General features: G+C 62.5%; 15 protein-coding genes. 7 read left to right on the top strand and 8 right to left on the bottom strand.

Annotated elements, in window-relative coordinates; genetic code table 11:
• Positions 1–42: 42 nt before the first annotated feature.
• Entirely contained in the window at positions 43–2,928 is a 2,886-nt protein-coding gene (polA, locus tag Q5H93_RS10200) for a DNA polymerase I (RefSeq protein ID WP_305006424.1), read from the bottom strand.
• Between the two features lie 92 nt (positions 2,929–3,020).
• Between polA and Q5H93_RS10195 the strand changes: the two genes are divergently transcribed.
• The 4 genes from Q5H93_RS10195 (at position 3,021) to Q5H93_RS10180 (ending at position 7,254) form a co-directional block, all read left to right on the top strand.
• The gene (locus tag Q5H93_RS10195; protein WP_305006423.1) at positions 3,021–5,570 is read left to right on the top strand and encodes a T9SS type A sorting domain-containing protein; all 2,550 of its coding nucleotides are present in this window, start codon (positions 3,021–3,023) and stop codon (positions 5,568–5,570) included.
• A gap of 109 nt (positions 5,571–5,679) precedes the next feature.
• Positions 5,680–6,015: an ArsR/SmtB family transcription factor gene (locus Q5H93_RS10190; RefSeq protein ID WP_305006422.1), complete on the top strand. Its 336-nt coding sequence runs from the start codon at positions 5,680–5,682 to the stop codon at positions 6,013–6,015.
• A 27-nt stretch (positions 6,016–6,042) separates the two neighbouring features.
• Complete coding sequence (locus Q5H93_RS10185) at positions 6,043–6,573, top strand: SRPBCC family protein (protein WP_305006421.1); 531 nt, start codon at positions 6,043–6,045, stop codon at positions 6,571–6,573.
• A 66-nt stretch (positions 6,574–6,639) separates the two neighbouring features.
• Complete coding sequence (locus tag Q5H93_RS10180) at positions 6,640–7,254, top strand: 3'-5' exonuclease family protein (RefSeq protein WP_305006420.1); 615 nt, start codon at positions 6,640–6,642, stop codon at positions 7,252–7,254.
• On the opposite strand, the gene Q5H93_RS10175 is transcribed toward Q5H93_RS10180, so the two are convergent.
• From Q5H93_RS10175 to Q5H93_RS10155, 5 genes are all read right to left on the bottom strand, one after another.
• A complete protein-coding gene (locus Q5H93_RS10175; RefSeq protein ID WP_305006419.1) occupies positions 7,251–9,590 on the bottom strand; it encodes a hypothetical protein in 2,340 nt (779 codons plus the stop codon). The genes Q5H93_RS10180 and Q5H93_RS10175 overlap by 4 nt on opposite strands.
• Before the next feature lie 89 nt (positions 9,591–9,679).
• On the bottom strand, positions 9,680–10,822 hold the full coding sequence (locus Q5H93_RS10170; protein ID WP_305006418.1) for a DUF4249 domain-containing protein: 1,143 nt from the start codon (positions 10,820–10,822) through the stop codon (positions 9,680–9,682).
• Positions 10,823–13,597, bottom strand: a complete 2,775-nt coding sequence (locus tag Q5H93_RS10165; RefSeq protein WP_305006417.1) for a TonB-dependent receptor — start codon at positions 13,595–13,597, stop codon at positions 10,823–10,825.
• A gap of 55 nt (positions 13,598–13,652) precedes the next feature.
• Complete coding sequence (locus Q5H93_RS10160) at positions 13,653–14,402, bottom strand: hypothetical protein (protein ID WP_305006416.1); 750 nt, start codon at positions 14,400–14,402, stop codon at positions 13,653–13,655.
• 222 nt (positions 14,403–14,624) lie between these two features.
• Positions 14,625–15,347 (bottom strand): LytR/AlgR family response regulator transcription factor, encoded by a 723-nt coding sequence (locus tag Q5H93_RS10155; RefSeq protein ID WP_305006415.1) that lies wholly within the window; start codon positions 15,345–15,347, stop codon positions 14,625–14,627.
• A 195-nt stretch (positions 15,348–15,542) separates the two neighbouring features.
• Here Q5H93_RS10155 and Q5H93_RS10150 point away from each other — a divergent pair, with 195 nt between their 5' ends.
• Both Q5H93_RS10150 and Q5H93_RS10145 read left to right on the top strand, forming a co-directional pair.
• The gene (locus tag Q5H93_RS10150; RefSeq protein ID WP_305006414.1) at positions 15,543–15,950 is read left to right on the top strand and encodes a hypothetical protein; all 408 of its coding nucleotides are present in this window, start codon (positions 15,543–15,545) and stop codon (positions 15,948–15,950) included.
• A 73-nt stretch (positions 15,951–16,023) separates the two neighbouring features.
• Entirely contained in the window at positions 16,024–16,533 is a 510-nt protein-coding gene (locus tag Q5H93_RS10145) for a peptidase associated/transthyretin-like domain-containing protein (protein WP_305006413.1), read from the top strand.
• A 109-nt stretch (positions 16,534–16,642) separates the two neighbouring features.
• On the opposite strand, the gene Q5H93_RS10140 is transcribed toward Q5H93_RS10145, so the two are convergent.
• A complete protein-coding gene (locus Q5H93_RS10140; RefSeq protein ID WP_305006412.1) occupies positions 16,643–18,022 on the bottom strand; it encodes an FAD-dependent oxidoreductase in 1,380 nt (459 codons plus the stop codon).
• A gap of 468 nt (positions 18,023–18,490) precedes the next feature.
• On the opposite strand from Q5H93_RS10140, the gene Q5H93_RS10135 reads away from it, so the two are divergent.
• Positions 18,491–21,265 (top strand): TonB-dependent receptor, encoded by a 2,775-nt coding sequence (locus tag Q5H93_RS10135; protein WP_305006411.1) that lies wholly within the window; start codon positions 18,491–18,493, stop codon positions 21,263–21,265.
• 72 nt (positions 21,266–21,337) lie between these two features.
• Here Q5H93_RS10135 and Q5H93_RS10130 read toward each other — a convergent pair whose 3' ends face one another.
• Positions 21,338–25,171 (bottom strand): FG-GAP-like repeat-containing protein, encoded by a 3,834-nt coding sequence (locus Q5H93_RS10130; protein ID WP_305006410.1) that lies wholly within the window; start codon positions 25,169–25,171, stop codon positions 21,338–21,340.
• Positions 25,172–25,508: the final 337 nt, after the last annotated feature.

Below are 25,508 nucleotides of genomic sequence, written 5' to 3'. Positions count from 1 at the left end.
TAACTGCTGATACCTCTACGGTCAGATTTGCACACGCTGCTTTTAGTGCGCCTCCAGCCAGTTCCGCCCGGTTCCTACTTCCACCTCCAGCGGCACGCCGTGGGGCAGCAGCAGCGCATTGGCCATGAGGTCTTTGATTTTGGGCGTGATGTAGTCCACTTCCTCTTTCACGGCGTCGAACACGAGTTCGTCGTGCACCTGCAGAATCATCTTCGTGCCCAGCTTTTCCTCGATGAGCCACTCGTGGATGTTAATCATGGCCTTCTTGATGATGTCGGCGGCCGTGCCCTGGATGGGGGCGTTGATGGCGTTGCGCTCGGTGTAGCCGCGCAGGGTGGCGTTGCGCGAGTTGATGTCGCGCAGGTAGCGGCGTCGCTTGAGCAGCGTTTCGGCGTATTCCTGCTCGCGGGCGCGGTTAATGCTCTCGTCCATGAACTGCTTCACGGAGGGGAATTCCTGGAAATAGGTCTCAATGATTTCGGTAGCTTCCTTGCGGCTGATGCCGATGCGCTGGGCCAGCCCGAAGGCCGAAATGCCGTAGATGATGCCGAAATTCACCGTTTTAGCTTTGCGGCGCATCTCGCTGTCCACCTGGTCGAGGGGCACGCGGAAGACTTTGCTGGCGGTGCTGGTGTGCACGTCCTGCCCCAGGCGGAAGGCCTCAATCATAGTTTTGTCGCCCGAGAAGTCGGCCATGATGCGTAGCTCGACCTGCGAGTAGTCGGCGGCCAGCAGCAGGTGGTTTTCGTCGCGCGGCACGAAGGCTTTGCGGATTTCCCGGCCCTTCTCGGTGCGGATGGGGATGTTCTGGAGGTTCGGATTGGTGCTGCTGAGGCGGCCGGTGGCGGCCACCGCCTGGTTGAAATTGGTATGCACGCGGCCGTCATTCACATTCACCAACTGGGGCAGGGCCTCCACGTAGGTACTGCGCAGCTTGGTGAGCTGCCGGTACTCCAGGATGAGGGCGGCAATGGGGTTGTCGGCGGCTAGCTGGCTCAGGATTTCCTCGCCGGTAGCGTACTGGCCCGTCTTGGTTTTCTTGATTTTACCCTTTCCGAGGTCCATCTTGTCAAACAGCACCTCGCCCAGCTGCTTGGGCGAGCCAATGTTGAATTCCTGCCCGGCCTCGCGGTAAATCTGGGTTTCGAGCTCGGTGATGTAGCCTTGCAGCTGGGCCGAGTACTCGTTCATGGCCGCGCTATCGATTTTCACGCCCTCGTACTCGATGTCGGCCAGCACCGGCACCAGCGGGTTTTCCACCTCGTTCAGCAGACTCAGCAAGCCCAAATCCTTGAGCATCGGCTCGAAAACGTGCTTGAGCTGCAGGGTCACGTCGGCATCCTCGCAGGCGTAGTCCTTCACCTGGGCCGGGGGCACATCGGCCATGGTAATCTGCTTCTTCCCCTTCGGGCCGATGAGCTCGATGATGGAAATCGGCGAGTAGTGCAGGTAGGTTTCGGCCAGCACGTCCATGTTGTGGCGCATGTCGGGCTCGATGAGGTAGTGGGCCAGCATGGTGTCGAAGAGCGGCCCGGCCACCCGCACCCGGTAGTGCTTGAGGATGGTGAGGTCGTACTTGATGTTCTGCCCGATTTTCAGGATGTTCTCGCTTTCGAAGAAGGGGCAGAACTCGTCCACAATAGCCTGCGTGGCGGCCTGGTCGTCGGCCGGCACTGGCACGTAGTAGGCCTCGCCCGGCAGCCAGCAGAAGCTTAGGCCCACCAGCCGGGCCGTCATGGTATCGAGCCCGGTGGTTTCGGTGTCGAAGCTCACCTCCGTTTGCTGCAGCAGGAAACTCAGTAGCGACTGCCGCAGCTCGGGCGTGTCGATAAGGTGGTAATTGTAAGGTACATTTTCCAGTCGGCGGCGCGGGCCGGCGGGCGCCCCGGCGTGGCCGGTGCTGCCCTCCTCGGCCCCGATGGCCACCGCCTCGTCGCCCGGATTGCCAAACAGCGAAGCCTGCCCGGCCGCCGCCCGGGGCCGCCGCACTGGCGTCGAGCCTGGCGCCGCCACGCCGGCCGGGGCCCGCTCCGGCCCGCCACCTAGGATGCGGTTGGCCAACTGCCGAAACTCCAGCTCGTCGAACAGCGTCCGCAACGTGTCAATATCTGGCGCGTCGAGCACCAGCTTCTCGGCCTCAAACTCGATGGGCACGTTGACGTGAATCGTTGCCAACTCCTTACTCATCAGGCCCTGCTCGGCAAAGTTACGCACGTTTTCCTGCTGCTTGCCCTTGAGCTGGTCGGAGTTGGCAATCAGGTTCTCGACCGAGCCGAACTGCTTCACCAGCGCCTTGGCCGTCTTCTCGCCGATGCCGGGGATACCGGGGATGTTGTCGCTGGCGTCGCCCTGTAGGCCCAGGATGTCAATGACCTGCTCCACGCGCTCGATTTCGAAGCGGGCCAGCACGTGCGGCACGTCTAGGATTTCGGCCGCGTTGCCCATAAAGGCGGGGCGGTAAATCTTGATATGCTCAGTCACGAGCTGGCAATAGTCCTTGTCGGGTGTCATCATAAACACCTCGAAGCCTTCTTTTTCCGCCTTCTGCGCCAGCGTGCCGATGACGTCGTCGGCCTCGAAGCCTTCCATCATCAGAATGGGAATGTGGAAGCCCTGGATAATCTGCTTGATGTAGGGCAGGGCAATGCCGATGTCCTCGGGCATGGCCTGGCGCTGGGCCTTGTAGGCCGCAAACTGCTCGTGCCGGAAAGTCTTTTTCGGCCCGTCGAAGCACACGCCGATGTGGGTGGGCTTCTCCTTTTGCAGTACTTCTACCAGCGTGTTGGTGAAGCCGAGGATGGCCCCGGTATTCATGCCTTTGGAGTTGATGCGCGGGTTTTTGCTGAACGCGAAGTGCGAGCGGTAGATGAGGGCAAACGCATCAAGCAGGAAGAGCTTTTTGGGGGCGGCGGTGGCAGTGTCGGACATAGGGACGAAGGTACGGCGGGGCGGGGTTTGCAGGAAAGAAGCACGATAATTGCGCGCTACTCGCCAAGCTCTCACCTCTAAGCCAACGCCCTATGCCCCGTTTGTTACTCCTGTTAGTAGTACTGCTTATCCAATGGCGGGCGCAGGCCCAACTGGTCGACCCTTCTTTTCTGCCTGCTCGCATTTACCAGCCGGGTGTGGTGCGGCAAGTAGTAGAACAGCCTGATGGCAAAATATTGTTAATCGGAACGTTCACTCGCATTGCGGGACAAGATGCGCCTCCCTCCGGGCTGGTGCGGCTGATGCCCGGCGGCAACCAGATAGACACCGTTTTTCAGCGCAACACCCAATATCTGACGGCTGGCGTCCGGCAATTCCTGTTGCTCGCCAATGGTAAAATTCTGCTGAACGCAGCCAATAGCCCGGGGCCGGTTATTCAGTTGGGGAATGTTACGCGGCAGGCCTTGTTACGTCTGAATAGTGATGGCACTCCTGACCCCACCTTTAATGCGGGCACCGGGCCGAATGCCTATATCGTGCACATGCTGGAGCAACCCGATGGCCATTTATTGTTGTCGGGGGCCTTTACGCAGTTTAACGGTGCGCCGAAAATCGGTATCGTGCGGCTATTCCCGGACGGAGCGTTGGAACCCTTTCAAAGCCCTCAATTACTGGCCAGCTCGGCGGGAGTGGCTGCTCCGGCGAGCGTGTACTATATGGCATTGCAGTCGGATGGTAAAATTCTGGTTGGGGGCCGATTTACGGGCAGCAGTGCCAACAATAGGCAGGGCAGCTTGATACGGTTGTTGCCAACAGGGGCGCAAGACCTTAGCTTTCAAACCGCGGCTTACTCAGGGGGTAACATCTTGGCCATTGCCGTGCGGCCTGACAATACGTTTTATGTGCTTGGTGAATTGGGTAATCTAAGACGTTTGCAAGCCAATGGATTGCTCGATAATTCATTTGCGATGCAGACGATAGGGAGCTACAGCCTTCCGGATGACAACTGGGTACCCGGCAATGCCTTGATACACTTGGTTCCTGGTAGCAACCGGGTGCTGGTTTGCCGCCGGGGCACGCTCCGCAACGGCTGGAACGTGGGCGGCCTGATTGCCCTGACTCCCGCCGGCACGCTGGACCCGACATTTGACAACCTGGGGGCCGCCCCCCGCTCCCCGCTCGGAATGTGCCTTACGGCAGCGGGAAAAATACTGGTGGCTGGTCAAGGCCAGCGGTATGGTAGCCCCAGCGCCACGGCAACGCCGACAGCGCTGGCGTTGCTCCAGGCCAATGGCAGCCGCGATGGTAGCCTCAAGTCGCAGATTCATAATCTGGGGCAGGTGAGTACAGTAGTGCTGCAGCCTGATGGTAAGCTGATAGTGGGCGGCAATTTCACCGAAATCAACGGGCTGGCGGTGCCGGGAGGGCTGGCAAGGCTGCACACCGATGGGCTGCCCGACTCGCTGTATTCCAACCGGGCCAGCGCCAATGATGATATAACCTCGCTGGCTTTGCAGCCCGATGGCAAGCTCGTGGTGACGGGTGATTTCAGCCAGATAGGCGGTGGCAGCCAGCCGTATATTGCCCGGCTGACCACTTCCGGTATGTTGGACTCTACCTTCCGCCCGGTTTTCTCATCCGGGAGTTACCCTTATTTTTCGCAGGTGGCGGTGCAGCCCGATGGGCGCCTGCTGGTGCGTGGCCGAAACATCAACTGGAACCCGGCTCCGCTCAACCGAAATCAGAACGTCGTCCGGCTGTTCGGCAATGGGCAAATCGACCTCAGCTTTCAAGTTAGCTCATTCAATGCCACCAATTTCCTGCCCCAGCCCGATGGCCGGATAGTGGCCAGCGGAACATTGGCCGCTAATTCGAGCACGCGCCTGTGGCGCTGGCTGGCCAACGGCCGGGTCGATAGCAGCTTCTCCGTCGCAACACCTTCCAGCATCGGTAACCCAATTGCCAATTTGCTGGCGCAGGATGCCAGGGGGCGCACCTATTTCTCGTATGTGCGCTATGTAGCGGGCAATAGCAACCTTGTGGCCGAGGTGGTGCGGGCCCTGCCCGATGGCCGCACCGATACCACCTTTTCGTATAGCTACAACCCAGCTGATATGGGTATTGATGCGGTTACGGTGCAGCCAAACGAGCGACTGTTGCTGGCTACTACTTTCTTCCGGGGTACTTTGAGCCAACCGGGTTCTACCCGCCTGCTCGATTCTGGGGTTGATGACCCGAGCTTTCAATATTGGAGAAGCCCTACTCAACGCGTCAGCCAGATGCTGGTGCAGCCCGACGGCGCTATCATCATGGCGGGCAGCTTCCGCACGGTAAGCGGGCTGCCCATCAATGGGCTGGCCCGATTGCTCGATACCAATGTGCTACGTGTTTCCAGTCAGCGGAGCGCCATCCAAACCTCGGCCTACCCTGTGCCTGCGCACGGTGAGCTACACATCGCCCTCGAGGCCACGGCCCAGCCGCAGCAGGTGAAATTGTTGGATGCGTTGGGCCGCACGGTGCTGCAACATAAGGTGAACGCCGCCAGCTTCATGCTAAATACTAGCTTCTTACCCGCAGGGGCTTACATTCTGCGGGTCGAGTATGCCAGCGATGTAGCAACGCGGCGAGTGGTGCTGGAATAGACAGAACAAGGGGGGCCTGCCGCTAGCCGGGAATTTACGGGCACAACTGGCCGGCAAATTTGCGTAACCAAAAGGTTACACATACATTTGTACCACCTTTGCCCTCCCGATGAAAAGAGACGTTTTCCAGGCCATTGCCGACCCCACGCGCCGCAAGATTCTGGCGCTGCTGCTGGGCCAAACGCTGCACCTCAATGCGGTGGCCGAGCAGTTCGCCATCAGCCGGCCGGCCGTGTCGAAGCACGTTAAAATTCTCACGGAGTGCGGCCTGGTGCGGGTGGTACAGCGCGGGCGCGAGCGCTACTGCCAGGCCCAGCCGGAGCGGCTGCGCGAAGTGGCTTCCTGGCTGGAGCAGTACCGGCAGCACTGGGAGCAAAAGCTCGATTCGTTGGAACAGCATCTGGCCCAACTGCCGCCTCCACCGACCGACAACCCCAATTCCTGATTCACCTTCAACCTTCACTCATTCAATATGAACCCTTTCACGCCCACCCCGCCTACCGCCGAAGAGTTACTCATTACCCGCACCCTCAAGGCGCCCCGCCCGGTGGTATTCCGGGCCTTTGCCGAGCGGGAGCAACTGGAAGCCTGGTGGGGACCCAAGGGCTTCCCGCTGGAAGTGCGCCACTTTGATTTTCGGCCCGGCGGCCGCTTCCACTACGGCATGCATATGCCCGACGGCAGCATCATGTGGGGCAAGTTTGATTACCTCGAAATCGATGAGCCGCAGAAGATTGGCTTCATCAACTCGTTCTCGGACGAAGCGGGCGGCACTACGCGGGCACCTTTCGAAGGCATCTGGCCGCTGGAAATGCTGAATGAGTTTACCCTGGCCGAAGCCGGTGATAACCAGACGCTGCTGACCCTGCGCGTGAAGGCGCTGAATGCCTCGCCCGAGGAGCAAGCCACTTTCAACGAGGGCGTTGCCGACATGCGCGAGGGCTTCAACGGCACCATCGACAGCCTGGTAGAGCTGCTGGAAAAAGCGACGACGACCCGCTAAGGGTTTGAATGTCGAGGCAATACGCAGATGGTGGCCGTAAGCGCCGCCACCTGCGTATTGCCCCCCATGCGCTACCTTTCCCTCGACCTCGAAACCTCCGGCTCCAACCCTTTGCGCCACCAGATTCTGGAGCTGGCGGCCGTGGTGGAGGATGCCAGGCACCCGCTGCCGCTGGCCGAGCTGCCCAGCTTCCGCCGCATCATCCGACACCCGGAGATAACCGGTACGGCCGGCGCCCTGGCCCTCAACGCCCGGCTGCTGGCCGAGCTGGCCCGCAAGGAGCCCAACCCCGAGCTCTGCACGCCAGCCGAGCTGCTGCCACAGCTGCGCGAGTGGCTGCAGAGTCAGTCCTTTAAGCCAGATAAAAACGACTGCGTGCGCGTGACGATGGCGGGCAAAAACATCGCCGTCTTCGACCTGGGCTTTCTGCGCGAATTGCCCGGCTGGGGTACGCTGGTGGGCGCCGAGCCCGCCATGCTCGACCCGGCCGCGTTCTACCTCAACTGGCGCAAAGACTCGCGCCTGCCCACAATGGCCATCTGCAAAGCCCGCGCCCGCTTCGACGACCGCGACGTGGCGCACGAGGCCCTGGCCGATGCGCTGGATGTGGTGCGGTTGCTACGGCCGTTTTATGAGCTGCCAGTGTATCGGCAGGTGCCGGGCTACGAGGTGGCTGATTAAAGAGGCGTTTTTACCTCAAAAATAAAGCTCTGGCTAGTAGCCTGCCCGTCGGCTGTCAGGCCCTGGATGACGGCTTGGTAACGGCCGGCTTGGTCGCCGGTGTAGAACTCCAGCGTGTGGGGGGCGGTGGCAGGCAGCGTGAACTCGGGGTTCCAGTAGAGTAGGTTGCGTAGGTCAGGACGGCGCGACTGCTTTTCCAGCGCAGTTTCGTAGCGCGGAGCGTAGAATTCACGTTGCTCCTGCACACCTTCGTACTGCTGTAGCAGTGCGTGCGCCGATAGCGGGAAACCCTCTAAATCGCCCTTATAGGTGCTGAAGCTTATGATGCCCGGATACACGGTATGGCCGTGAAAATAACGGCCGTCAACTACTTCCAATTTTCGGATTTTCAGTGGATTGACAGCCATTAGCTTGTTGATGTCGAACACCGGCACACCGTCCATCAACACCAGCGGACTTTCTTCGAAAGGAATTTTGGTCAGCTTATTGAGCACCATCAGCCGGAAACCATCCTTGCGGATGCGCACCATTACGCCTGGTACATATTCGCGCAGTACCTCTTCCATCACCTTGAAGCGGGTATACTTATCGAGTAAGTAGGTTTCATCGGCCAGTCCGTAAAAGGCCGTGCTGTCGGCCAGGGCTTTAGGTGTCGAAAGCGCTGCCGGGGCCGCATAGGCCTGCTGTACCTGGGCCTGGAAATGCCGCCGGGCATAGTCGGCCTGCCAGCGGGCGGCGAGGCCGAGGGCTGGCATCGGCACCTGGGCGTAGCGCGGCGAGAACGGCGAAAGCAGCCGCAGCTGGCAGGTACTGTCCTGGCGCAGGTCGGCCTGTAAGATGAGGTCGCGCTCGCCAGCCAGCTCTGGTAGCTCGAAACGGACTATGCCGTTAGCATCGCTGAGGCCGTTGGTCAGCCGGATAAGGCGGCTGGGCGACGACAGGTAAGCCGTCAGGCCCGGCCGGGGCTGGTCGGTGCCCGCCTGCGTCAGCTGCACGCGGATAGTCGGGCCGTTCAGCTCGGGCAGGTGCGCGAAAGCGGGCGGGTAGGCGGCCTGCACCTCGGCCCAGCGAAACCGGCTCCAGCCCTGCGTCAGCATGAGGTTATCGGTGGCAGCTTCAGCAGCGGGGTCGCTGGTGTTCAGATAATAATCGGGGTTTTCCACGAAGCCGCGCAGGTCGGCGCTGAGGTTCAGGTAAGCGGCAATGCCGGGGCTGGGCGCGGTATTAAGCGAGTCGAGCCGGTAAACGGCTATTGACAGATTGACCGCTGGCGCGGTGGTCGTGAGCTGCACTGCTACCTTTTCGCGGCTGCCGTACTGAGATTTATCCGGGTGGGCGGTGAGAAAATCGGCCGCTGCCGGGCGTTGAAAGTACAGCCGCTCAGCCAGGGGCTGCTGTCGGCTGTCGAATACCGTAAAATGCACGATGCCTGGCAGGAGCCGGGCTTTGTCGATGACAAAGCTGGCGCGGCCACCCTGCAGTAGTGCTTGCGTAGCCACGGCAATTTGCTGCCGGGCGTGGACCAGCAGAGCCAGTGTTTCGGATTGATTATTAGTGCTCTCGACGTGCAGCGTGAGTTGGCTGGGGCTGGTGCTTTCGAGACGCAGTACGTAGCCTTGCTCCGCCACCGGCGGCAGCACCTGGCGAACGATGCGCTTATCAGCCAGCGTAATGAGAGCTGAGTATGGACCATCGGTCACAGGCCGCAACTCGAAGCTACCCATGCCGAAACGCAGTGTTTGGCAGGTGCCCACTACCTGGCCCTGCCGGTCGAGAATGCGGCCGCTGGCGGCGAGGCCCCGCCCGTGCCGGCCAGTCACCTTAAAGGCTACCCGGTTGCGCAGGCCCCGCACCAGCGTGCCGCCTTCGGCAAAAAACTGCACGTCTACGGCCGCCGAATCGGCGGTTGGCACCGGCGCGGAGGCGGCGAAGCCGTTGAGGATGCTGACCGTGGTCTGGAAAAAATACTCCGGCCCGAAATTCTGCATCCAGCTGGTATAGGCGCGCACGGTGTAGCTGCCCGAAGCCAGCCCACCGGGCAACTGGAAAGAGCCGTGGCCAGTAGCCTGCCGCAGTGCCACTGTGGCCTGCAACACTGGCTGCCGCTCGGCATTGAGCACCTCTACGTAAGCCACCGTGCTCAACGGCAGGGGCTTGCTATACGTGCCATCGACGGCGTACACCTTGAACCACATTGTTTCGCCGACGCTGTACACTGGGCGGTCGAGGTGCAGGAAAAGCTTTTCGGGCAAAGCGGCGCGTTGGTAGCGGCTGAATTTTCCCGTGAGGCCGCCCAGCGAATCGAGCTGCGCGTGGGCGGGGAGCGTTAGCAGCAAGGCCAGCAGTGTGGCCAGGCCGAAATGCCCCCATCGGCTTGCGGCAGCGAAAATTCTGGTTTGATAACTCATGGCGTGGCGCAGGAAAGTTATTGCCAGAAAGCCGGGCGCACGTCGGTGCCGCGCAGGCGGCAATCCACGCATTCCTTCGACGTAATGGCGTAACCTTCGGGTACTTGGTACAGCGGAATAATGGAGTAGGTGCCAAATATGTTATTCAGGTTTCGTATGGCTGTAAAATACAAAATGTTGGGTGGAATACAGTCGTCGTATCCCGATTGAATGCGCCACTCGGCCGGTAGCTGGGCCCGCCGGATAAAAATGCGTTTTTCGGTCATCGAGTGTGCGCCGAGGTAGCCTATCACCAGTTCGTTACTGTCGCTGACGTTGTGCAGGTTGCCGCTTAGCTGCGAGGGCAGCGGGTCGAACAGCGTGCCGATGCTTTCAGTATTTTTGCGCAGCAGCTCCCAGTATTGGTATTCCTCGCGCGTGAGGGCGTACTGATGCACCAGAATGCTATACTTAAGGTAGAGGCGATCGGCAATGGCGGGCAGCGTTCGCAACACGTAGTTTGAAACCACATCCTGGTTTAAGTTGGTAGTTTTACTGAGGTTAACGTTTGCCGATTTTTCGTTGCTCCAGCACACCAGCGGAAAATACACGGTAATCGGCTCGAGCCGGTCAGTGATTTTATTGTACTCTAGCTCAGGTGTTAGCAGGGGCCTGGTTTCCCAGGTTTCCTCGTATTCCCAGCGATAATACTGCGACGCATCACGGTCGTCGTGGGTGTTAACCAGAATTTTCAGCTCGTCGGCCTCCGGCCGGAAAGTCACGCTGTCGATGGGCGGCGTGATTTTCACCGTCACATAATCAGATGCATAGGTCTGGCCGGTGGCCGTGCTAAAAGAGAGGCGGTGCCGCACAGCCGGGTTCAGCACCAGCGCGTCCGATAGATAAGTGCCAGGCGTAGCGCTGCTTTCGCGCAGCTGGTAGCGCGTGCCGGTTTCTTCCTCGATGTAGAGCGTAGCCCGGGTTTCTTTGGGGGCGGCCGTGCCACCGCTGAGGCCATAGGTGCGCGACAGCTTTATCTGCGTGACCCCGTTGCTGTTGAGAAAGCCATCAACCACCAGGTAGCTCTGCGGACTGCTGATAACGTCGGGCATGTAAGGGTCGATGCAACCCGCGAGTAAGCCCAACAGTATCAGCCACGAAGAATAAAAAAGACCTTTCATCTAAAAGCGGAAGTTATAGGTGACCGTGGGGATGGGCTGACCGAAAACTGAAAGCTGGTAGCCCCTCACTTGCCCATTAGCAGCCTTGAAATAAATGGAATACGGGTTGCGCCGCCCGGTGAGATTGTAGACTCCCACCGTCCAGGAGCTGTGGGCGGGCTTGTTCACCTTGTGGTTGCCTTCGATGTTGAGGGCCAGGTCGGCGCGGTAGTAGTCGGGCACGCGGTAGGCGTTGCGGTCGGAGTACAGCACCCGCACGGAGTTGCCGAACTCATACAGCGCCAGGGGCAGCGTGATGGGCCGGCCGGTGCTGTACGTGAAATTGAGCGAAGTGCTGAAGCGGCGATTGATGCGGTAGTTGCCTACCAGCGTCACATCGTGGGGCTTATCAAAATTGCTGGGGTAGTACTGACCGCCGTTAATCTGCTCGGCGGGGGTGCCGGCATTCACCCGCACCAGCGAGCGCGAGTAGGTGTAGCTCAGCCAGCCATTAATCTTGCCAGTCAGCTTCTTCACCAGCAGTTCCACGCCGTAGGCGCGACCCTCGGCGTTCACAATGTCCGTTTCGATGTGGTGGTTGAGCACCAGCGTAGCCCCGCTCTTGTAGTCCACGAAGTCGCGCATGGTTTTGTAGTATGTCTCGACCGATACCTCCACCGTATTCGCCCGGAAATTGCGGTAGTAGCCCACCGAATACTGGTCACCCACCTGCGGCCGGATGTTGGAATCGCTCAGCTTCCAGATGTCGGCCGGCGACACGGAGGCCGTGTTGGTGAGCTGATGAATGTACTGACGGGTGCGGTTGTAACTAGCCTTTACGGAAGAGTTGTCGGTGAGCACGCAGCGGGCCGATACGCGGTACTCCGGCCCGTGGTAAGTGGCCACTTTGCCGCCCGCCCCCACGCGCACCGTATCAATGACCGATAGCTCGCTACGGGCCTCGCCCGGCGCGTAGCGGAGCACCGTGCGCGGCCCCAGCGCCTGAAACAGCGAGTAGCGCAGCCCCAGCGCCACCGACAGCCGCGGCGATACCTCGATACGGTCCGAAACGTAGGCGGCGCTTTCCACGGCCCGCTCGCGCTCCAGCACGTCGGGCGTCACCAGCGAGTTTTCGTCGCGCGGGGTCAGGCTGCCGGGCCGAATGGCATAGAACTGCGAGCTGGCGCCGAATTCAATCGTGTGCCTGGCATTCGGGAAAAAGCTGAAGTCGGCGCGCAGGCCGGGCTGGTCGATGCGGTACTGCAGGCGCGAGGCATTCACCGCGTTAGCGTCGCTGCGGATGTCGTAATCGTAATGGCTATAGGTGCCCGTGAGCACGCCCACCAGCCGGGTGCTGAAGCTGTGCCGCCACTTCAGGCTGGCCGCCTGATTCACGTATTGATACGTTGTATCGCTGGCCAGCCGGAACCGGTCGGAGCTGAAGTAGCCGGTGGCATAAATGGTATTGTTAGCGTTGATTTCGTGGCTAATGTGGGCCGTCAAGTCATAGAACTGCGCCGAACTGCGCCGGAACGACTTGCTCGACAACTGCTGCAGAATCCAGTCGGAATAGCTGGCCCGGCCGCTGAGCAGAAACGCGCTTTTATCTTTTACCAGCGGCCCTTCCAGCGCCAGGCGGCTGGTGAGCGGCCCGATGCCCCCGGAAGCCGACAGCTTTTTCTTGTTGCCCTCGCGGGTCGAAATATCCAGCACCGACGACAGCCGCCCGCCGTACTTGGCAGGGATGGCGCTTTTATAGAGTTCCACCGTTTGCAGCACGTCGGGGTTGAAGGCCGAAAAGAAGCCGAACAAGTGCGCCGGGTTGTAAATCGTGGCGTCGTTGAAAAGAATCAGGTTTTGGTCGGTGGCGCCGCCGCGCACGTTGAGGCCGGTGCTGCTTTCGCCCACCGATTTCACGCCTGGCAGCGTCAGCACCACGCGCAGAATATCAGTTTCGCCGAAGGCTGTGGGCACCTGCCGCATCGTCTTGATGTCGAGCCGCTCCAGGCCCATCTGGGTGCTGGCTACGTTGCGGTCTTTCTCGGCTTCTACCACCACTTCTTTCAGGGTCACAATGTCTTCTTCCACTTCCACGTCGAGCTGGCCGCTGCCGCGCACTACCACCTGCCGCTGGGTGTTTTTGATGCCCACGCCCCGCACCTTGAGCAGGTAGCGGCCAGCCGTCGGCAGCGTCAGCGAGTAGGAGCCGAACTGGTCGGTGCTAACCCCCACGTTCGGCGATTCGCTGTAGATGGAGGCTCCAATCACGGGCTCGCCATTGGTCTGCGCGCGGATATGGCCGGCCAGCGTTACCTTGCCCGCGCCGCCGCCCCGCCCCACCTCATACACGCGCGCTTCGGCCGCGCTCACCAGCCGCGAGCGACCGGGCGTAGCAGTTGAGCGCGCCTCGGCAACGGGCCGCTCAAGCAGCGGTGTACTGCCAGCCGGGCTGAAAAACGTAGCTGGCGCCAGCGACTCAATTACCACGTCCTTCGTGATGTACACACGGTGCTCATCATCGAAGGCGGCGTGTAGCGCCGTGCCCTGCAGAGCCAGCTGCAGCACCGTCGCCAAGGGCTGCTCCTGCACTTTCAGAGTCACAAACAATGTGTCGACGGCCGGTGGGTCGAAGAAAAAATGGTAGCTGGTCTGAATTTCCAGCTCGCGCACAAACTGCTCGAAGGGCAGGTGCGTGAAGTGCCCGCTCACCAGCTTTTCGGGCGGCTGCTGAGCGTAGGCCGCCCGAACCGAAATGCATAGCAGTAAAGTGGTAACCAGGCGATAAGCGTGTTGCATAGCGAGGGTAGAAGGCCGGGTTGATAAATTTCACGCAGGAGCTCGGGCGCCACGGCTAACGCGCCGGCAGGCTGGTATAGTATTGAGCCAGCCGCACCACGCTAGCTTCCAGATTGGGGCGGTTGAAGCGTAGCTTCTGCTCCTGCACGTAGCGCTGCATTTCGCTGCTGCGGTCGGCAAACGGGCGGAGTGCTGCACTTTTCTTGCTGATGGCGAAATACTGGCCGCTTTTATTGACAAAGAGCTTGTCTGTCACAATAAAAACTGCGTTAACGCGCTGGTCGCGGTTTTGCTCCTGAATGCGCTTGGCGCGCCGGGCCAGCACCTGCGCCGGGCCGGTGTGCAGCACCTCGTAGTAGCCCGGGCCGAGCACGCGGCTGGCCGCGCTATCAGGCTGCAGACGCACAAAACGGTGTCCATCGATGACGAAGTAGCCCACTTTTTCATTCACCAGCCGGAACTGTAAGGGACTGGTGGGCTGTGGCAGCACCACTTGGTCGCGCACCACGTCGTAGCTCAGCCTGAGATTGTCAAAATAGTAGCCGTTGTAAAATACACCCCCGGCATGTTTTTCCGGCGTCAGGAAAAACTGATGACCCACGATAGTGTAGTAACGCTGAGCGTAGTTCTCGTACTCCGGTCCGTTGATGAGCTGCGGGTGGGTGGTTTCGGCGGCCGCGGTGCGCGCCCGCACAGTGGCCACCGAGGCCGCCAACTGCTCAGCCGCCGTCGGCGGGGCCGACTGGCCAAAAGTGGGGCCAACCAGCGCCAGCAGAGCGGCGCCGCCAAAGCAAATCGTTTTCATAGTAGCAGGGAGAAAGCAGGGCGTAGCTGCAAGATAAGGCCAACGCTTGGGTCGGGCCGCTTCCTGCTCCTGCGCCACCTGTTCCCAATGCTAAAAAGCGCCAGTTTCCTGACCGGTTAGTACGCTGCCGCGTTGCTTGGGCCGGGAAAGTCCGGCCCTAACGCACCGAAGCCCCGAAGAATAAACGCCGGGGCTTCGGTGGGCTGATAACGGAATTGCAGCTCAAATCTTCGCCAAACTCTTGAAGAAGCCGTCCTGATACGACTTGCCAATCGGCACAAAATGGCCGCCCTTTAGATTAGCCGTATTGTCTTCGATGGATTCGATGTGCAGGGTATTGAGCAAGTAGCTGCGATGCACCCGCACAAAATTCGGGAACTGCGCCAAACGCGTCTCCAAGCCCTTGAGCGTAGTGTAGACGATGAATTTCTGCTTGGGAGTCACGATGTTGACGTAGTCAGACAGCGCCTCCACGTATAGCACCTCATCAAAATTAACGCGTACCATCTTGCTATTCACCTTCACAAACAAGTCGGCGCTGGGCGCAGCTTCGGCCGGAGCGGCTGCTGCTGGAGTGCCAGCGGTGGGCTTGCGGCGCTCCAGCACGCGCTGCACGGCTTGCGTAAAGCGGCTGAACTCGAAAGGTTTCACCAGGTAGTCGGTCACGCGCAGCTCGAAGGCATCGACGGCAAAATCCTGCCGGGCGGTAGTGATGATGACTTCCGGCGGGTCGGGCAGCACGCGCAGCAGGTCGAGGCCGCTGAGATGGGGCATCTCGATGTCCAAAAACAGGACATCGACCCGGTTGTCCTCCCGAAAGTATTTCAACCCCGCTATGCCATCGGATAGCGACGCCACCAGCTCCAGGTCGGGCGTCAGCTCGATGTAGTGCTCCAGCGTTAAGCGGTTGATTTCTTCGTCGTCAATGATGGCACAGGTGAGCATAGAAGCGGGGTTACGTGGGAGGCTACGAGAAAAGCACGGAAACGGATTTCCGTTCGCCGACATAAAGTAACCATTCGTTGGGCAAAAAGTCCCAACAGTCCATATTTTGGAAATTGCCTATGAGGGCCATTATAGCTTTGTACGGTCAACAACGCACAATAATAGCCACTGGCTTTTTTATACTCTTCTACGCTCATGTCGTCGCTTCGTTTTGTTCTCGCCCTTGTTGCTCTGGTAGTGTTTGGTCAATCGGCCCAGGCTGGGCATGGTCGTCGCCACGTAGCGGCAGAGGGCCGCAACGAAATGCCGGCGCCCAGCCTCTCGGCCCAGGTGCAGCAGGCCAACCGTGCTATCGTCTCGCTGCAGGATGCCCTGCGTCTGTCGCAGGCCCAGGTGAAGGCCTTCGATGCCTGCGCCGTGGTGGCCCTGCGCGACCTGGCCCTGGCTACCGATTCTGACGGGCTGGCCCTGGCCCAGCGCCACTACTTGCTGTCGGTTGGCCGGGTGCTCACTCCCAGCCAGTTCACGCACTACCTTACCCTGCACCCCCGCTTCAGCGATGCTCTGCTGCGCCTCGAAGGCCCGGAAGTAGCGGCCCGCTAAAATACCTCCGTTCCGCATTCCCCCCATAAGCCTTCAACGCTTGCTAAAAAATTACTCCCTAATCCTTAGTGTCATGCGTTTCACCACTGCCGCTGCTCTGCTTGCCCTGCTGATTTCCGGCGCAAGCCTGGAGGCCGCCGCTACTGACCTGCCCACTAAGGCCCGTCGGCCCGCCGGGGCCCCAGCCAAAGTGCCCGCCAAAGCCCCGGTTGCAAAAGCCGTAGTGAAGGCCGTGAAACCACAGACCAAACCCGTAGTAACTAAGCGCACTGCCGCTCCTGCGGCAGTGGTAGCCAGCCCGGCTAAAGCCCCGGCCAGCCCGCAGGCTACCAGCGCCCAGGTCATCACTTACTCGGGTATTGTGCTGGGACCAAACGAGCTGGCCCTGCCCGGTGCCTGCGTATTCGTGGCCGGCGACCGTAGCCGCATGGTGGTTACCAACGCCCAGGGTGAGTTTGCCCTCACCCTGCCCGCCAGCCAAACCGGTAGCCTGCAGGTGTCTTACGCCGGCCTGGCCGAGTCGCAACTGCCGATGGCGACTAACAGCCACACGGCGATGTTCGTGACTTTGAGCAAGAAATAGTAGCTGCAAGTAAAAACAGAAAGCCCTTCTGCCGCGCTGGCAGAAGGGCTTTTTTGTTGTGGAACGATATAAATGATATAGGGGTATAACCAGGCCCTGCTCCTACAGGCTACCCCTTCACCGCCATTTCCTGCTTCACCAATTCCTGCACCTCGGCCCGCTCATAATCAGCTTCCTGCTGAATGTGCGGCAGTAGCCGCGCCATGATGGCCTCCTGCTGCTGGCCGGCGGCCCAAGCCTCGGCGTAGGGCGTGTGCGAAAACGTGACCTGCGAGTAGAGCGGCATCCAGCGACCCGGGTACTGGGCCGAGATTTTTGCCTCGATTTTCTTCTGCAGCAGGAAGCGCGGGTCGGCCACGCGGTCGCGCATTTCCACGAAGTTGTACACAGCCAGGTCGGCGATGGCGTCGGCGTTGGGCTTACGTTGCTGCTGAAATTCAGCGAAAATGGTGGGCCAGGCGGCGTCGCCGTGCTGGTCGAGCAGCTCGTTGAGCACCGTGCAATCTTCGAAGCCGGCATTCATGCCCTGGCCGTAGAAGGGCACGATGGCGTGGGCCGCGTCGCCGAGCAGCAGCACGTCGTCGTCATATTTCCACGGAAAGCAGCGCACCGTAACCAGGGAACCCGTGGGGTGCTCGAAAAATTCGCGCTCCAGCTCCGGCATCAGCGGCTCGGCGTCGGGGAAAACGCGGCGGAAAAAGTCAGTGACCTGGGCCGGGGTTTGCAGGCTGGCGAAGCTCTCGGGCCCGTCGTAGGGGAAGAACAGCGTGCAGTTGAACGAGCCGTCGAGGTTGGGCAGCGCAATCATCATGTACTGCCCGCGGGGCCAGATGTGCAGGGCGTTTTTCTCCAGCTGCCAGCTGCCATCCGGGCCGGCTTCGATGGTCAGTTCCTTGTAGCCGTACTCCAGATAATGCTGCGAATAATCGAACCGCTCGGTCTTTTGCAAAGCCCCGCGCACGGCCGAAAACGCGCCGTCGGTGCCAAAAAGGCGGGTATATTTTTCGGTGTGTTCCTGGCCGCTTTCGCTATCGAGCAGCTGTAGCTGCTGGCGGCGCAAATCGATGCCCAGGCACTGCTGGCCGAAGCGCACCTGCACGTTGGGCCGGGCTTCGGCCAGGTCGAGCAGGGTGCGGTTGAGGTGGCCGCGGTTGACGGAGTAAATGGCTTGGCCATCTTCGCCGTAGGGCTGGTAGCTGAGCTGGCCTTTGGCATCGTGCATGATGCGTTGGCTCATGGCAATGCCCACCTGGCGGATGTCGTCGGCCACGCCCACGCCTTCGAGGGCGCGCCAGGCGCGGTCCGACACGGCGAGGTTGATGGAGCGGCCTTCAAGGAAGCCGGTGCGGCGCGGGTCGGGGCGGCGCTCGAACACCTGCACGGGGTGGCCGCGCCGGGCTAAGTACAAGGACAGCAGCGAGCCAACCAGCCCCGCGCCCATGACGGTGAGCGGTTCGGCGGCGGCCGTAGAAGAGGAAGCGTTGGACATAGAGGGGTGGGAGGGTGGGACAATCGGGGGGCGGTGGGTGCCGCCGGGCAACGAAGCTACTACGCCTCCGGCAAATAGTCGGCTAGCCGCATAGTTAAAAGTGTTGGTTGGGCGGCGGACCTTTGGGGTTCACCGAGTGGGCAGCAGAGTTGGCCGGGAATGGCTGATGTTGGGGGAAATAATGTCGGAGCTTTGTATAATGCTAGCAAAAAGCGTGATTCCCCAATCCTGCAGCAGCCGCCCGTTGCGGCAGCGGCTGAGCTTGCCATCGTTGCTGACCCGCGCCGTTACGCGGCTGGCCCGGCGGCGGCGGGCAAGATTGCCGTCGTTAGCCACGGTGAGCGTGGGCCGGTACCAGGTAGGGGCTGATACCGGCGACTTACTCCTGGGACACCCGGATATTCGCTATTAACTAACAGATTGGGAAAAACATAGTAGGTTTGTGCTTTCATCTTTATTATTCGCTTTATGCACAAGCACTACTTCATTCTTTTTCTGCTCCTGCTACTGTCGTTAAATAGTTGGGCTCAAAACAATCAAATGCTCAGCGGCACGGTGCTGGCCGAATCGGGCATGCCGGTGCCGGGCGCCACGGTGTTCGTGAAAGGCAGCTACGTGGGTAGCAGCACCAACGAAGAAGGGCAGTTTGAGCTGCCGAAAGTCAACTTCGGCAATCCGCCGGTAGTGCTGGTGGTGTCGTTTGTGGGCTACGAAAGCCAGGAAATCAGCCTGAGCCAGCCCGACAACGCCATTCAGGTGATTTTGAAGCCCAGCGCCATGCTCGACCAGGTGGTGGTGGCGGCCTCCCGCGTGGAGGAGAACATCGGCCAGGTGCCCGTGACGGTGGAGAAGCTCGACCAGCGGCAGGTGGAGCAGATTACCACCCCCGACATCGTGGCCGGCCTGGGCCGCTTCAAGGGCATCGACGTGAGCAGCTCCAGCCTGCTCACCAGCAGCTTCAGCACCCGCGGCTTCAACTCCTCGCGCTCGGAACGCGTCATCCAGCTGGCCGATTACATGGACACGTCCATCCCCAGCCTGAGCAGCAACTTCGGGAACCTGCTGGGCACGCCCATTCTGGACGTGGGGAGCGTGGAGATTGTGCATGGCCCGGCCTCGGCTCTCTACGGCGCCAACGCTTTCAACGGCGTGCTGCTGACGAACTCGAAAGACCCTTTCAAAGACCCCGGCCTCACCGTCCGGCTGCGGGCCGGCAACCGCAATATGCTTGATGGGCAGCTGCGCTACGCCGTGAAGCTGGGCGAGCGGGTGGCCTTCAAAATCTCGGGCGGCGCGGTGCAGGCCGACGACTTCCTGGCCGATAACCAAGACCCCACCGCCCGCATCATCGAGCCCGGCAACAACCCCGCCGGCTCCAACCTGGGCTACGACGCCGTGAGCCGCTACGGCGACGTGGGCAACACCTTTACCACCGGCGCGCTGGCGGGCAAAACGGTGTTCCTGCCCGGCTTCTCGGAGCGTGAGCTGGTGACGGCGGGCGACAACAAAACGCACTCCTATAAAGTGGTGCCCAGCCTGTCGGTGCTGCTGACCAACAGCATCAAAGCCACCCTCGACTACAAGTACTGCGAGGCTACCACCACCTACCAAAGCGCCAGCCGCTACCGCTTCGTGAACAGCGGCGCGCACCAGGGCCGGGTGCAGGTGGAGGGCCGCAACTGGTTTGTGCGGGGCTTTGCTACCCGCGACTTCTCGGGCGGCCGCGACCCGCAGACGGACGGCGCCTACAACCTGGGTATCCTGGGCGGCCTGCTGCAAACGCAGCTGGCGCCGGGCTTCACGGTGCCCAACGGCACGGGCGGCACCCGCCCCGGCACCTACGCCGAACGCTATTTCGGTACCTACAATGCAGTCTATAACCAGACCTTCGCGGCTAATGGCGGCAACGCCGATGCCGCCGCCCTCACGGCCCGCACGGCCGCCAATACCAACGCGCCGCTGCTCCAGCCCGGCACGCCCGAGTTCGACGCGGCGCGCAACGCGCTTATCCACAGCACGGCCACCACGGCCGACGGCCAGGCCCTGGGCGCCCGCAACATCCTGCGCTCCTACATGTACGACGGCAGCGGGCAGTACACCTTCAATACCAAAGTGGTGGATTTGACCCTCGGCGCGGCCTACCGCCAGTACCAGCTGGGCTCCGATGGCACGTTGTTCAGCGACGCGAAGGAAGGTGACCGGATTCAGAACTACGAGTATGGCGCCTACGGGCAGGCTAAGAAGGCGCTGCTCGACGAGCGGCTGCAGCTGGCCGTGGCGGCTCGCCTCGACCGGTTCCAGAACTTTGAGACGGCGTTTTCGCCCCGCGCCTCAGTGGTGTACTCGGCCGGCGGCGACAAGCAGCATAACTTCCGCGCCAGCTACTCGCGCGCCTTCCGGGCGCCCACGCAGAACGACCAGTACATCCGCCTCGACATCGGGCGGGCCATTCTGGTAGGGAATATCGGCAATGGCTTCCAGGGCTATAACACGGCCGTAGCGGCGCAGCTGCCGGGCATCCTGGCGCCGGGCCGCACGGCCGACCTGGCTACCTACGAGTACCAGAGCAGCGCCCTGAAGCTGGAGGAAGTGAATTCCATCGAGGTGGGCTACCGCGCCCAGCTGGGCAAGTACGCTTACCTCGACCTCGACTATTTCCACAACAACTACAACAACTTCATCGCCACCCAGAACTTCATCGGCAACCTCGACGGCAGCCGGCCCTCGGCCGCCCAGATTGGAGCCGCCGCCACCGGGCGCTTCCAGAATCCGGCGCTGCCCACCCGCGTCATCCAGATTGCCACCAACGTGGACCAGACCGTGCGCAGCCAGGGCGCCGGCCTCACGCTGGGCTACCGCTTCTCGCCGGCCCTCACGGTGAATACCAACTACAGCTACAACGACCTCGTGACCGAAACCTTCAAGCCCGGCACCCAGTCGTTTTTCAACACGCCCAAGCACAAGTTCAACCTCGGCGTGGATGGCGTGGTGCTGGGCCGCAAGCTGAGCTACAACCTCAACTACCGCTGGGCCGACAGCTACCTCTACGAATCGACCTTTGCCACCGGCACCCTGCCCGTGGCCCAGACGCTCGACGCCCAGCTGGGCTACCTCATCAGCCCGCTGCACACCACCGTGCAGGTGGGCGGCACCAATATTCTCGACGCGACGAACTTCCAGGTGTACGGCGCCCCGAGCATGGGCCGGCTGGTGTACGCCGGGCTGCTGTTCGACATCAAATAGCCCACTGGCAAGCCACACGAAAAAGCCCCGGCCGCTACTGGCCGGGGCTTTTTTTGTGCCCGAAGCCGAGGCTTACTCCACCACCAGCCGGCGGCTGATTTCGCCCGCTTCGCTGCGGATGCGCAGCACGTAGAGGCCGGCCGCCAGCCCCGCCGTGGGCAGGTGCAGCGTGGCAGCCGCGCCGACGGCCTGGGCCGGAATAACCACCTGCCCCAGCGCATTCAGCACTGTGACGCAGGCCCGCGCCGGGGCCGCTACCGTCACGCCCGCTGCAGCCTTAGCCGGGTTGGGGAACACCTGCACCTGGGCCTCCAGCAGCTGCGCGGCCGTGGCCAGCACGCCGCCGGGGCGGAACTCGACCGTGAAGCGGCCGGGGGCGGTGTAGCCCGCCAGGGTGAAGGCGTAAGTGGTGCCGGGGGCCAGCGGCGTGAGGGTGCCCAGCAGCGCATCGCGCAGGTAGAGCGTGGTGGCGGGAGCGAAGCTGGTCAACTGGTCCACGGCCAGCTCGTAGCTGCCGAGGGCAGGCGCGCCCACGCTCAAGGGCAGCACCAGCGGCGTGGTGCCCAGCGGCGGCAGGCCGTTGATGGCGTAGCTGTCGGGGCCGAGCTGGGAGGCCAGGTTGAGGCCGCTGGGGTTGGGCAGCTTGCCGGCATCGTAGGCAGGGTCGGGGGTGGGGGTGGCGCCGGTTTCGAAATAGATGAACGTTTTGTCGGCCTCACCACCGGTGGCGGGGCGCAGGGCCAGGGCCAGGGTGGGGCGGCCGGTGGCGGTGGGGGCGTCGCGGCGGAAGGTGGGGTTGGTGTACACCGTTTTGCGGGCCGCGTTGGTGAAGGTGAAGCTGGGCACGGGCTGGCTGACGTGCACAAAAAAGCCCTGCATGGCCGCGATTTCGCCGCCACTCAAGGTGCCCAGGCCATTCACGTAGCTGTCATAAAAGCCGGTGTACTGGCCGGTGCTGCGGAACACGTACACGGCATCGTCGAGCCCGGTGGGGCGAGCCACGCTGTCCCAGTCGATGGGCGAGGGGTAGGGGTTGCCGAGCAGGTGGTAGCCGGCGAAGGGGCCGGTGCCCGAGCGGCTGAGCGCGCCTACGGCCACCGGGCCATCATTGAGGAAGCCACTTCCAATGGTGGGCAGGGCTGTGCCGGGCAGGTTTACGGTGTAACCGCGCCCGGGCACCAGTGGGTCGTTAATCCCGGCCGGCGACACCCAGCCCTGGTCGAAGCTGCTGGCGGGGCCGGGCACCCCGGCCGCGCCCAGGCGGGCCTCATCGAAGCCAAAGACGGTGGGGAAGGGCGTCACGCTGTTGCCGGTCGTGTTGTAGGCTGGGTTCAGCACCGGCATGAAGACCGGGCCGTTGCTGGAATAGAGCTGAAAGAGGCGCGTGAAGCGCGAGGGCGCACTCAGGTGGCGGTAGCCCAGGCCGGCGTTGGGCCCACCGATGTAGCGCTGCATGTACACCACGCCGGTGCCTTGCACGGCCCCGCCCGCATTCACCACCATCGCCGTGCCGCTGGCGTCAGAGTCCAGAAACAGGGCCAGACCGTTGGTGTCGAAGCCACGCACCAGGTGCAGCACCCGCTTGACGCGCACGCTGGCATCCTGCCGCACCGACTGGCCAGCCGTGCCCGCGATGGTCAGGTTCCAGAAAGTGGGGCTACCGCCAATCAGCTGCAGGGTGGTGCCGGTGAAGGCCACGGTGCCGCCGGTCAGGGCCGTGCTGGGGAGGCTGTTCAGCAGGCCTTTGAGCTCCAGCGTGCCGCCCGTCATGGCCAGGGTGCCGTTGCTGGTAAAGTTGCCCTCCACCACGAGGTGGCCGGGTGCGGCCACGCGCAGGCTGCTACCGCCGGCGCTGATGAGGTTGAAACAGGTGGCTCCGGCGGTGCTCACCAGCGGCTGGTTAGGCGGCGTGGCCGGGATGGTGACGCTGGTGCCGGCCGTGGGCACCACGGCGGGGCTCCAGTTGCCGGCCACGGCCCAGCGGGTGTCCACGGCCCCGGTCCAGGTGACGGCGGTGGGGGCGGCGGCACTTACGCTAAGGTTGATGAGGTAGCTGCTTTCGTCGGGGTCGTCGTTGGCGATGGTGAGCGTGCCGGTACGCGTGCCCGTGGCCGGTGCCTGCGCGTTGAGGGCAATTAGGGTGCTGTCGCCGGGGCCCAGCAGCAGGGGCGGCACGCCGCTGCTCACCCCAAAGCCAAGGCCGGTGGGGGCCAGGCCCGTAATGGTCAGCACGTCCGCCGTGCTCAGGTTGCGGATGTAGAAGGTTTGAAAAGTGCTCGAACTGGGGGCCAGGGTGCCGAAGCTGTAGGTGCTGCCCGAGGGGTAGAGCGCGCCGTTGAAAGCGCGCACGCTGATTTCCGGGCCCGGCCCGTTCAGGCGCAGGCTCAGGCTGCCGGCCGAGGCATTGGCTGTCACGGCGTCAAGGTCGCCGTCGTGGTCTACATCGGCCATGGCCACGGCGGCGGGCTCGGCGCCCACGAGGTTGAGACGACCGGTGGCCGGGAAGATGCCGGCGCCTTGGTTAATGAACGTGCGCATTGTGCTGGGAGTAATGCCAATGGTGGCGGGACCTCCCACGCTCACAATATCCAGGTCGCCGTCGGCATCCACGTCGCCCACGGCCACGTCGCGGGGATAGTCGGCGGCGCCCAGCAGCTGGCCGCTGCCAAAGCTGCCCCCACCATTGGCCTGCACGGCCGTTACCGGGGCGCCCCCGGGCACGGAAATGCCCACCAGCACGGCCTCCGGGAAGTGGTCGCCGTCGAGGTCGCCCAGAGCCAGGGCCACCGGCTGCAGCTGCAGGCCCGCGATGAAGCCGCCCGTAAATGCGCCGGTGTTGGTGCCGTTGCCATCGCCCCCATTCAGCAGGGTGCGCAGCTGGCCGTTGCTGCCCCCAAAGCTCAGCGCCACCACCAGGTCCAGGTCGTCGTCGTGGTCCACGTCGGCCAGGGCCAAGTCGGTGGGCTGGCCGCCCACGGGCAGGCCGCCGGGATAGGGCGGGTTGTCGAAGCTGCCGGTACCGTTGTTGAGGCGCACGCTCACCAGGTTGCCCTGGTTGGAGTTGGCCACCACATCGAGGTCGCCGTCGCCGTCCACGTCGCCCACGGCCAGGCGGGTGGGGTTGTTGTAAATAGTAGTGGTGGGGCCGGCCACGAAGGTGCCGTTGCCCTGGTTGCGCAGCACGGCCAGCGTCGCGGTGGTGCTGGCGTCCACGGTCAGCAGGTCGAGGTCACCGTCGCCGTCCACATCGGCCACAGCCAGCGCGGCTGGGGCCGCGCTCACGGGCAGCGACTGAGGGCTGCCGAAGGTGCTGCCGCCCAGGTTGCGCCGCCACTGCAGGGTGTTTTGGACTTGGTTGGCGGCCACCAGGTCGAGGGCGCCGTCGCCGTCGAGGTCGGCGACGGCCACCGCTTGCGTCCCCACCCCCACGCCCATCGGCAGGTCGGCGCCGCCGCCGAAGTAGCCCCGGCCGCTGCCGTCGGTTTGGGTGGTAAACTCGAACGTGGCCGGCGGGGCCAGCGGCGTGCCACCGGTGCTGGTCACGGCCGATGTCACGCTCACCTGCACCACCTCGCCGGCCTGCAGGTTGAAGGCCGGGCCCAGCGCCCCGGGGTTGTAGAGCACGCTGTAGGGGCCCACGCTCACCGGGCCCATCGTGCCGGCCCGTTGCCCGCCGCGCTGGCTGCTAAACACCTTTAGCCCCTGCGCCGAGCCGCCGGCCAGCACCCGGTCAAGCTGGGCTGTGATGATGTCGTAGCGGCCCACGCCGGTGCTGCCGGGGTCGGGCGAGAGGCTGGTGAGGGCGGGACTTTGGGCTTGAGCGGAACCGCCGAGCAGCCCCGCCAGCAGGGCCGCCGCCAGCGGATTCATCAGGTAGCTTGGTTTCATCAGGTAGCTTGGTTTCATCGAAGAAAAAAAAGGTGAACGCAAAGCGGCTCCGGCGGGCGCGCCCGCCGGCCAGACAGAGCGAGCGGGCAAAAGGTGGTATCACGGGGCCCCAAAAAAATGCCCGGCAGCGCACTGCGGGGCTGCCGGCACGGGCCGGGGCATCTCGGCAGAGTTCTGCGGAGATGCCCCGGCTACCTCCCGCACCCCGGCAGAGTGCTGCCGGGGTGCCCCGACCAATGCCGGCACCTCGGCAGAGTTCTGCCGGGGTGCCCCGGCTAGCCCGGGCAGCCCGGCAGAACTCTGCCGAGGTGCCCGGACAAATCCAGGCACCCCGGCAGATAATTTTTTACCAATA

Origin of the sequence: Hymenobacter aranciens (assembly GCF_030580865.1) — a bacterium.
GTDB lineage: Bacteria > Bacteroidota > Bacteroidia > Cytophagales > Hymenobacteraceae > Hymenobacter > Hymenobacter aranciens.
Note: the sequence above shows the minus strand (reverse complement) of the source record. Positions and strands in the feature narration are given on the sequence as shown.